The organism is Pseudomonas sp. MWU12-2029, assembly GCF_023242425.1.
In the GTDB taxonomy this organism is placed as follows: domain Bacteria; phylum Pseudomonadota; class Gammaproteobacteria; order Pseudomonadales; family Pseudomonadaceae; genus Aquipseudomonas; species Aquipseudomonas kribbensis.
On the sequence record NZ_JALJDY010000010.1, the window covers coordinates 66,626 to 76,972 of the forward strand.

Here is a 10,347-nt window from a genome sequence, read left to right on the forward strand (position 1 = left end):
GACCGACGCTCAGGACTGATGTGATGAACGCTGTACCGAACACCAACGACGCCCAGGCACTGATCGCCCGTACCGACTGGAGCCGCAGCCCGCTGGGCAGCGCTGGCACCTGGCCACAGAGCCTGCGCACCGCGGTGGACATCGTGATTCATTCGCCAATGCCGATGCTGCTGTTGTGGGGGCCGCAGCTTACCCAGATCTACAACAACGGCTTCGCGGTACTGGCCGGCAACAAGCATCCGCACGCTTTCGGACAGCCGGCGCACCAGATATGGCCTGAACTTCGAGACTTTACCGACCCGATTTACAGCGCTGTCCTACAAGGTCAGGTGCGAACCTACAGCGAACGACGCTTCACCCTGCAACGGGACGGCAAGGAATCCGACTTCTGGCTGGACCTGACTTACAGCCCGATTCGCGACGAAAGTGCGCAAGTGGCCGGCATTCTGGTCACTGCTATCGAAACCAACGAACGCCGACGTATCGCCCTGGAACTCAAGCAGCGTTCCGAAGAAAGCCTCAAGGCGCAAAAACAGACCGAGGAGCGCCTGCAACTGGCGCTGGCGGCTACCGACGCGGTTGGCACCTGGGATTGGGACATCGGTCAGGACCGTTTCATCGCCGATGCGCACTTCGCCCAGTTGCACGGGATCGACCCGGCGTTGGCCAGCCAGTTGCCGATCAGTGAATACCTGCACGGCGTGCACCCGGAAGACCGCGCGCTGATCGCCCGCAGCATCAAGCACTGCATCACCCATGGCACCGAATACGCCGAGGAATACCGTCTGTTGCAGGCCAATGGCGACGTGCGCTGGGTCTTCGCTCGCGGGCGTTGTTACAAGGATCATCACGGGCGGCCGATGCGCTTTCTCGGCGCGGCGCTGGACCTGACCGAGCGCAAGCACACCGAGCAGGCCCTGCGCCAAAGCCAGACCGAGCTGCAACTGATCATCAACGCGATGCCGATCCTGATCAGCTACGTTGACCGCGAAGAGCGTTTTCGCCTGAACAACGCCGCGTACCTGGACTGGTACGGGCTGACCCCGCAGGAGCTTTACGGTCGGACGATCCGCGAAGTGATCGGCGAAGAGTCCTACTTTCTGCGAGCCCCGTACATCGCTGAAGCCCTGGCTGGCCGCCCTTGTTCGTTCAGCCTTTACACCCCCCATCGCGATGGCAGCCAGCGCCATGCCCTGATGAACTACCTGCCACGCCACGGCCCGGACGGCGCGGTGAACGGTTTCTACATCTTCGTGATCGACGAGACCGAACGCAAAAAGACCGAAGAAGCCCTGCGCAACCTCAATGAAACCCTTGAGGAACGCGTCAGCGCGCGTACCGAGCAACTGGCCCAGGCCAACCAGCGTTTGCAGAACGAGATGTTCGAACGCGAACGCGCCGAAGATGCCCTGCGCCACGCGCAGAAAATGGAAGCGGTCGGTCAGCTCACCGGCGGCATCGCCCATGACTTCAACAATATGCTGACCGGAATTATCGGCAGCCTCGACCTGATGCAGCGCTACATCGCCAGCGGTCGCGCCGACGAGATCGGCCGCTTCACCGATGCGGCCGTGTCATCAGCCAATCGCGCCGCTGCGTTGACCCACCGCTTGCTGGCGTTTTCCCGACGCCAGTCGCTGGATCGCAAGACTCTTAACGTCAATGAACTGATCCATTCGCTGGAGGACCTGATCCGCCGCACCAAAGGCGACCCGATCGAACTGACCTTGCGCCTGGCCGACAACGTCTGGCCCGTCAGCACCGATGTCAGCCAATTGGAAAACGCCCTGCTCAACCTGGTGATCAACGCCCGCGACGCCATGCCGGATGGCGGCGAACTGCTGATCGAAACGGCCAACGTTTATCTCGATGGTAACGACATCACCACCCTCGAACCGGTCAAGGCCGGCGATTACCTGATGCTGGCGGTGAGCGACAACGGCACCGGCATGACGCCGTCGGTGCGCTCGAAAGCCTTCGATCCGTTCTTCACCACCAAACCGATCGGCCAGGGCACCGGGCTCGGGTTGTCGATGATTTATGGTTTTGCCCAGCAATCCGGCGGGCATGTCAGCCTCGACAGCCTGCCGGGCCAGGGCACCTGTGTGCGCCTGTACCTGCCTCGCCTGCATTCTCTGCTGGCGGAACCGGTAGTGACGGAAGAAACAACGCAGACACCCGCCGTCGCGACCGGCGAAACCGTGGTGGTGGTCGAAGACGATCCGGCGGTGCGCATGCTGGTCATGGACTTGCTCACAGAGTTGGGATATCGCGCCCACGAGGCCGAGGATGCCAAAGGTGCCCTGCCTTTGCTCGAATCCGACCTGCGTGTCGACCTGCTGGTGACCGATGTCGGCCTGCCGGGCATGAACGGCCGGCAACTGGCGGAAATCGCCCGTCAGCATCGCCCGGGACTAAAAGTGCTGTTCATGACCGGCTATGCGCAGAAAGCCGCCGAACGCCAGGGTTTCCTGGAAGACGGCATGGACATGGTGGCCAAGCCGTTCTCCATTGACCTTCTGGCTGGCAAGATCCGTACGATGATCAGCCAAAACCCGTGACTTGAGGCATAATCCGCGCCCCGCCGTCACCCCGCTACAGGTATTGCACGATGAAAGCCCAAGCCCGCCACATTCTGGTCAAGACTGCCGATGAGGCTGAAAAACTCAAACAACGCATCGCCAACGGTGAAGCGTTCGATGTGCTGGCGAAGAAGTTTTCGACCTGCCCGTCCGGCAAGCGCGGCGGCGATCTGGGTGAAGTGCGACCGGGGCAGATGGTCGGCGCCATCGACGCGGTGATCTTCAAGAAACCGCTGCGCACCGTGCACGGGCCGATCAAGAGCAAGTTCGGCTATCACCTGGTGCAGGTGTTTTTCCGCGATTGATCCAGTTCCCCGAAGGCGCAGCTTCTGCAGCGCCTTCGGGGATCGGACTCACTCCCTGGGGATCAGTGCTCCAGGCACCTGAATCACCCGACTCGCCAACCGATGCCCCGCCTCCGCCGCCTGCGCAGGGCTTGCGCCCGACAAGCGACTTGCCAGATACGCCGCACTGAACGAATCCCCCGCCGCCGTGGTGTCCACCACCTTCTCGACCTTCTGTGCCGGCACTTCGAACGCCTCCCCGTCACAACGGATCAGACAGGCTTCGGCACCGCGCTTGAGCACTGCCTCCGGCGTGCCGATCTGCGCGTACGCCTCAAACACAGCGTCACAGTCTTCGAAATGGAACAGCGCCTGCTCGTCGTCCACCGTCAGCAACGCCAGATCGACATGGGGCAAGACGCTGCGATACGCCGCTCGCGCCTCTTCTACCGAGGCCCACAGCCGTGGCCGGTAATTGTTGTCGAAGACGATTCGCGCATCGCGCTGGCGGGCTTCAATCAAGGTCTCGATCAGTTTCTCCCGCCCCTTCACGCCGAGCACCGCCAGCGTGATACCACTGAAATACAGCACGTCGTAATCCGGCAGCGCTGCCAGAATTGGCGCGGCCGCCGGGGTCGTGAAACAGTCGCGAACGGCCGCCTCGTTGCGCCAGTACAGAAAGCGCCGCTCCCCGGCAGCATCGGTCTGGATGCAATACAGGCCCGGCAAACGACCGGGCAAGCGCTGGACCAGATCCAGGCCGATGTTTTCAGCGGCCCAACTGCGACACATGGCGTCACTGAAGCTGTCATCGCCCAGCGCAGTAACGTAGTCCACCTGCGCCTTGTCACCCATGGCGCGGGAGAGATAGACCGCCGTGTTCAGCGTATCGCCGCCGAAGCTCTGTTGCAGGCTGCCATCGGCACGCTGCTGAAGCTCGATCATGCATTCGCCGATCAGGGCGATACGCGGGATGTTCGGACCCAATGGGCTGAGCGTGTTCATCAGAAACAGGTTTCCATGGTTTCGATCACCGACAACTGCTCGTCCACCAGCAACCCCACGCGCCACTTGTCGAAGGTCAGGCATGGGTGCGAAGTGCCGAAGGAAATGATGTCGCCGACGCGCAATTCCACGCCCGGCGCCACGGTCATGAACGCGTGCTGGTCCATCACCGCCGTCACCTTGCAGGCACCGACATCATCGCCCACCGCTGGCACCACGCCGGCCTTGTAACGCAGCAACGGCACCGGCATCCCGGCATCGAACGCCACGTCACGCTTGCCCAGGGCAATCACCGCGAACCCCGGCTCCGGCATCGATTGCACATGAGCCCAGACTTCCAGTGCCGGACGCAGGCCTTCGTGCAGATCGCTGCGACGATCAAGTACGCAGCACTGGGCTTCCTTGTAGATGCCATGGTCGTGAGCCACGTAACTGCCAGGGCGCAACACGCTGAGGAAGCGCCCGCCAGCGTTCTGCGCTTCGAACGATTCGGCAATCAGGTCGTACCAGGCAGAACCCGACGCGGTGATGATCGGTTTGGCGATGGCGAACGCACCGCTGTCCTGCAACTGCACCGCCAGTCGCACCAGCGAGGCGGCGAATTCACGGATGCCGCTGACAGCGTGATCGCCATGGATCACGCCTTCGTAACCTTCGATACCGGTCAGGGCCAGCGCAGGTTGCGCGCCAATGGCCTTGGCCAGTTCGATGACTTCCTGCTCAGTCCGGCAACCGCAACGGCCGCCGACCACGCCGTATTCGATCATCACGTTCAGTCGCACACCGCGTGACGCGAAGTAAGCGCCCAGATCGGCGACGTTGTCCGGGTGATCGACCATGCAATAGAAATCGAAACCCGAATCGGCCGCCAACAGATCGGCAATCAACGCCATATTCGGCGTGCCGACCAGTTGATTGGCCATCAACACCCGGCGCACACCGTGGGCGTAAGCGGCGCGGGTCTGGGTGGCACTGGCCAGGGTGATGCCCCAGGCACCGGCGTCGAGCTGACGACGAAACAATGCCGGGGTCATGCTGGTCTTGCCGTGGGGCGCGAGTTCCGCGCCGCTGTCGCTGACAAACTTTTGCATCCAGCGAATGTTGTGCTCCAGCGCTTCGCGGTGCAGCACCAGCGCCGGCAGGCTGATGTCACGCACCAGTTGCACGCCAATGGCGCCATCACCCTTTTCCACGGCAGCAGTGTTGTTGGCAGTCGTCATGGTCGAACTCCTCACAGTCGCGTCCGCTGGCGGGCGCGGTTATTCGTTGATTCGCCGGGCAAGGCTGTTGGCGCTCTCGATCAGAACCCGGCGATAGTCGTTGTAGTTGGTTTTGGCGTCGGCGCGCGGGGCGACGATACACAGGGTGCAGATAGCCACGCCGCTCGGGTCTTTGACCGGCGCGGCGAAGCAATGGGTAAAGGTGTCGGCGACACTGTCGAACGAGAAGAAACCATCGATGCCGGCCTGACGGATTTCCTTGAGAAACGTTTCCATCGGCAGGCGTTCGCCATCCGGCAGGATGAAGTCGTCAGGGTCGATCAGGTCGCTGATCGCCTGGTCACTCAAATGCGCCAGCAGCAAACGTCCGGACGCGGTCCACGGGATCGGCGCGTTCTCGCCGATATCAGAGGAAATGCGAAAATGCCGCTCGCCCTCCTTCATCAGCGCCACCGTGTATTTGCGCCCGTTGAGCAGGCACATCTGCGCGGTTTCCCGGGTCTGGCTGACGATCTCCTGTAACGCATGATCGGCCTCGCGACTGAGGTCGAAATGCCGCAGATGCGCCTGGCCGAGAAAGTACAACTGACGACCGAGATAGACGTGACCGTCCTTGCCCACCGGCTCCAGAATCCGCCGTTCGAGCAAGGACGCCACCAGTTCGTAGACCGTGGATTTCGGGCTGCCGATGCCATTGGCGATGTCGTTCGGGCGCAGTGGCTGGCCGATCTCCTTGAGGAAATCGAGGATATCGAACGCCCGGTCCAGACCGCGTGCCCGGCGCTTGATGGTGTCTTCGGTCATTTCAGTGGTTCCCATTCAAAGTGCCGGGAGTTTATCGCGAAAGATCGCTCCCACGCTCTGCGCGGGAGCGGTCAATACTCAGGCCTTTTTCTTGTACGCGATGCAATCGATCTCGACCTTGCAGTCGACCATCATGCTCGCCTGCACACAGGCCCGGGCCGGTGCGTGTTCGGGCTTGAAGTACTCGCCGAAGACCTTGTTGAAACTGCTGAAATCCCGCGGATCGTCCAGCCACACCCCGGCACGGACCACGTCTTCCAGGCCATACCCGGCCTCTTCGAGAATCGCGATCAGGTTCTTCATGGTCTGGTGCGTCTGCTCGACGATGCCACCGACAATGATCTCGCCATCCACCGCCGGCACCTGGCCGGAGACGTGCAGCCAGCCATCGGCCTCGACCGCGCGGGCGAATGGACGTGGCTGGCCGCCAGCGGCGGTGCTGCCGGTGCCGTAACGCGTAATGCTCATGGATGTGTCTCCTGATTGAAAAAGTGAAAAGTCAGAACCGCGTGCTCTTGAGAAATTCCGCCAGCCGCGGCGATTGCGGACGCTCGAACAGCTCCTTGGGAGGCCCCTGCTCTTCGATGCGTCCCTGATTCATGAAAACGATCTTGTCCGAGACCTCGAAGGCAAAACGCATTTCGTGGGTCACCAGCAACATGGTCATGCCGTCCTCGGCCAGGCCCTTGATCACGTTCAGCACTTCACCGACCAGTTCCGGGTCGAGGGCCGAAGTGACTTCGTCGAACAGCATCAGGCTCGGGTTCATCGCAATCGCCCGGGCAATCGCCACGCGCTGCTGCTGACCACCGGATAACTGACCTGGAAAGTGATTGCGCCGCTCCAGCAGGCCGACCCGCTCCAGCCATTTCTCGGCCAAGACCACGGCTTCGTCCTTGTGCATCTTTTTGACTTTGAGCAAGCCGAGGGTGACGTTCTGCAACGCGGTGAGGTGCGGAAACAGGTTGAATTGCTGGAACGCCATACCGGTCATCGCCCGATGCCGCGCAATGACTTTTTCCGGGTGACGCACGCGTTTGCCGTTGAGTTCGTCATAACCGATGGATTCGCCGTCGAGCAGGATCTGCCCGCCCTGGAATTCTTCCAGCATGTTCACGCAGCGCAGCAGCGTGGTCTTGCCCGAACCACTGGAGCCGATCAGCGTCACCACGTTGCCGCGCTGCATGCTCAGGTCGACACCCTTGAGCACCTCGACCGCACCGTACTGTTTGTGCAGGCCACGGATGTCCAGCAGGGGCTGGCCGTTCTGGACGTTGGAAACTTGAGCTTGAGTCATGGCAGGGCCACCCGCTTTTCAATGTGCCGGCCGAGTAATTCGATGCCGTAGTTGATGACGAAGAACAGAAAACCGGCGAACAGATAAAATTCCAGGGTCATGAACGTCCGGGCGATGATCTGCTGGGTACTGAGCAACAGCTCGGCCACGCCGATCACCGACAACAAGGTCGAGGCCTTGACGATTTCCGTGGACGAGTTGACCCAGGTCGGCAGGATCTGCCGCAGCGCCTGAGGCAACAACACGTAGCCGAGGGACTGATAGAACGTCAGGCCAATGGCCTTGCTGGCTTCCATCTGTCCGCGTGGCAAGGCTTGCAACGCACCGCGCACGATCTCGGCAACGTGGGAGCCGCAAAACAGCGTCAGACCCAGGGCACCCGCCTGAAACGCGCTGATCTGCCAACCGAGCGCCGGCGCCATGTAGAAGCAGGCCAGCACCAGCACGAACACCGGGGTGCCGCGAATCAGATCGACATAAAAGCGGAACGGCGCGCGCATCCAGAACTTGCCGTAAGTCAGCACCAGCCCGGCAAACACACCGATGACCGTACCGAACAGAATGGCCAGCGCCGACACCTGCACACTGGTCAGAAAGCCTTGCCACAAGGCTTCGCGTGCAATCCACAACTCATGCAACCAACTGGGGGATTCGTACATCGCAGCCTCCTATCGGCGGATTGCCAGACGCTGCTCCAGGTAACGCAGCAGCATGGCAATGAGGTAACAGGCCGCGACATACAACGCCGTGGTCACCAGCCAGGTTTCGATCACCCGGTAGCTCTCGACGTTGATCTTGCGCGCGTAATAGGTCAGCTCCGGCACCGCAATCGCGGCGGCCAGCGAGGTGTCCTTGAACAGAGAAATGAAGTTGTTCGACAGCGCCGGCAGCACGTTGCGCAACATCACCGGCACGGTGACGTAGGCCCTCACCTGCCACTCGCCCAGACCGATGGCCAGCCCCGCTTCGCGCTGGCCCTTGGGGATGCTCAACAAGCCACCGCGGAACACTTCGGTCAGGTACGCCCCGGCATACAGCGACAGGGTGATGATGAACGACGGAATCTTGTCCAGCCGGATCCCCAGGCTCGGCAACGCAAAGTAGATCAACAGAATCAACACCAGAATCGGCGTGTTACGGATCACAGTCACATACACCGACGCCAGCACCCGCAAGGCGCGATGCCTGGACAACAAGGCAAACGCCATCAGCAGGCCGATCACGCAGCCGATGGCGATCGACACCAGCGCCAGTTCGAGGCCCAGACCGAGCCCCGCCAGCAAGGTGTCGAAATCGCGCCACACGGCGGCAAAGTTCAACTGATAGTTCATGGTTGGCAGTACCTTGAGCGGGGCGCGTCAGGGCGCCCCACTTTCACGGGATCATTTGAATTCGACAGGGAAACCGATGGCGGGCGATGGCAAATCTACGCCGAACCATTGCTTGAACGATGCCGCGTAAGTCGGGAATTCAACGCCAGTCATGGCTTCATGCAGGGTGGTGTTGACGAAGTTCAGCCAGTCCTGATCGCCACGTTTGACGGCACAGGCGTAGGTCTGCGGGCTCCAGGCGTACGTCGGGCTGCGGTAGCGGCCAGGGTTCTGCACCATCAGGTATTTGACCGAAGACTGGTCGGTGGCGGCGGCATCGGCGCGGCCGGAGTTTACGGCTTGGTACATCAGATCGACGCTGTCGTACTGATCGACCTTGGCCTTGGGCAGCGCCTGATGCACCAGTTCCTCGGCGTACACGTTCTGTAGCACCGCCACGGTCACGCTGTCGCCGGCGGCCTGCAGGTCTTCGATTTCCTTGTACTTGCTGTTGTTCGGCAACAGCAGGCCGACACCTTCGCGGTAGTACGGCAGGGTGAACGCCACTTGCTGCGCACGGCTGGCGGTGACGGTGATGAACTGGCAGCTCATATCGACCTTATCGGTCAGCAGGTTGGGAATCCGCGCATCGGACGACTGCACAACGAACTCGACCTTGTTCGGGTCGTTGAACAGACCTTTGGCCACCATCCGGGCGATGTCGATATCAAAGCCCTGCAACTTGCCGTCCGCGCCCTGGAAGTGCCACGGCGCGTTGGTGCTGCCGGTGCCCACGATCAGTTTTCCACGGGCCAGGACGCTGTCGAGCTTGCTGTCGGCCGCCTGGGCCATGCCCACGACAGCGGACGAAGCCGCGAGAACAAAAACACACGCTTTGAACAAGGATGGTCGGCGATGCATGGCAAGCACTCCAGAGGATTGCTTATTCCGCTATACCGGAACACGGTTTGTTACTACGGAATAGACAGCAGAAAGTGTGCCACGGGATTCGAGGGGAATCAGCAATGGATTTAAATTTGTTTTGAATCAAAGGGATAAAAAGAATGGTGAAGCCTGTGTTACGCGAGGTGTCATTACGCTGCGCTACCGTTGGCTACACACGACGAGTATTCGGGCCACATATCGGTGCGCGGTGCACAAAAAAATGTGCTCGGCACCTGTCAACTCTGACAGTAGCGGCAACGGCATCATTCGCCTTACCGTCAGCGTCATCCGGAACCGATGAACAGGTAAGCCTCCATGCGCTCGACATCCGAATACTCGACCCTGGCGCCGGCCTATCGCAAAGCCTTGAAAACCAGACGGCTGGTGGCTTTGTATTTCTACAGCGAACATTGCCCCGCCTGCCATTGGGCCAGCCCGGTATTCCGGCGGATTGCCGAAGGTTTCAAACCTTGGGCCGACAGCTACATGCTTGATGTCGACAAGTCACCCAGACACGCGCGCGTTTCTGGGTTCCCGACAATCCTGCTCTACAAGAACGGAAAGCTGCTGGAACATTTCAAAGGAATAGGCGATGAGGACATGCTGGAGCAATCCTTTGTTCGCTACATCGGCAAGATCAAACCTACACCCGTTCAGCACAAGCCAAAACATGACACTGCCTGGCTTTACCAGACTCTGCGAAATCTCTGCACCCTTCCCCGCACCTCTCCACGGAACTTTTCCTGAAAGTGCCACCTAAGAGCCATCAGGTAATGGCACTTTCGTTCCAATTGATCTGTAACAACTAGCCTCGAGGCCGGATTGGACAAGCTCCCATCCTGCTGCTTTTCTTTATTTCTCAGAAAGAGATAGGTGCTGCTGGCTATCCGGCCGCGGCCT

11 protein-coding genes are annotated in these 10,347 nt (G+C 60.7%); 3 read left to right on the plus strand and 8 right to left on the minus strand.

The window, feature by feature from the left end:
* Nucleotides 1–23 precede the first annotated feature (23 nt).
* Nucleotides 24–2,561, plus strand: coding sequence for a PAS domain-containing protein (locus M5B44_RS23145; RefSeq protein WP_248740605.1), 2,538 nt, complete (start codon nt 24–26; stop codon nt 2,559–2,561).
* Between the two features lie 50 nt (nt 2,562–2,611).
* Nucleotides 2,612–2,887 (plus strand): peptidylprolyl isomerase, encoded by a 276-nt coding sequence (locus tag M5B44_RS23150; RefSeq protein ID WP_065260528.1) that lies wholly within the window; start codon nt 2,612–2,614, stop codon nt 2,885–2,887.
* Nucleotides 2,888–2,935: 48 nt separating this feature from the next.
* On the opposite strand, the gene M5B44_RS23155 is transcribed toward M5B44_RS23150, so the two are convergent.
* The 8 genes from M5B44_RS23155 to M5B44_RS23190 form a co-directional block, all read right to left on the minus strand.
* A complete protein-coding gene (locus M5B44_RS23155; protein ID WP_248740606.1) occupies nt 2,936–3,871 on the minus strand; it encodes a sugar kinase in 936 nt (311 codons plus the stop codon).
* Complete coding sequence (locus tag M5B44_RS23160) at nt 3,871–5,091, minus strand: amino acid deaminase (RefSeq protein ID WP_248740607.1); 1,221 nt, start codon at nt 5,089–5,091, stop codon at nt 3,871–3,873. The genes M5B44_RS23155 and M5B44_RS23160 overlap by 1 nt, the downstream gene beginning before the upstream one ends.
* A gap of 39 nt (nt 5,092–5,130) precedes the next feature.
* Entirely contained in the window at nt 5,131–5,895 is a 765-nt protein-coding gene (locus M5B44_RS23165) for an IclR family transcriptional regulator (protein ID WP_248740732.1), read from the minus strand.
* A 78-nt stretch (nt 5,896–5,973) separates the two neighbouring features.
* Nucleotides 5,974–6,363: a RidA family protein gene (locus tag M5B44_RS23170; RefSeq protein ID WP_007912330.1), complete on the minus strand. Its 390-nt coding sequence runs from the start codon at nt 6,361–6,363 to the stop codon at nt 5,974–5,976.
* A gap of 31 nt (nt 6,364–6,394) precedes the next feature.
* Nucleotides 6,395–7,192, minus strand: coding sequence for an amino acid ABC transporter ATP-binding protein (locus M5B44_RS23175; protein WP_007960239.1), 798 nt, complete (start codon nt 7,190–7,192; stop codon nt 6,395–6,397).
* Complete coding sequence (locus M5B44_RS23180) at nt 7,189–7,851, minus strand: amino acid ABC transporter permease (RefSeq protein WP_065260531.1); 663 nt, start codon at nt 7,849–7,851, stop codon at nt 7,189–7,191. Before M5B44_RS23180 ends, M5B44_RS23175 begins: the two co-directional genes overlap by 4 nt.
* A gap of 9 nt (nt 7,852–7,860) precedes the next feature.
* The gene (locus tag M5B44_RS23185) at nt 7,861–8,523 is read right to left on the minus strand and encodes an amino acid ABC transporter permease (RefSeq protein ID WP_248740608.1); all 663 of its coding nucleotides are present in this window, start codon (nt 8,521–8,523) and stop codon (nt 7,861–7,863) included.
* 51 nt (nt 8,524–8,574) lie between these two features.
* Nucleotides 8,575–9,423 carry a transporter substrate-binding domain-containing protein gene (locus tag M5B44_RS23190; protein WP_248740609.1) on the minus strand — a complete coding sequence of 283 codons (849 nt, stop codon included), beginning with the start codon at nt 9,421–9,423 and terminating at the stop codon, nt 8,575–8,577.
* 339 nt (nt 9,424–9,762) lie between these two features.
* On the opposite strand from M5B44_RS23190, the gene M5B44_RS23195 reads away from it, so the two are divergent.
* On the plus strand, nt 9,763–10,194 hold the full coding sequence (locus M5B44_RS23195; protein WP_248740610.1) for a thioredoxin family protein: 432 nt from the start codon (nt 9,763–9,765) through the stop codon (nt 10,192–10,194).
* Nucleotides 10,195–10,347 lie beyond the last annotated feature (153 nt).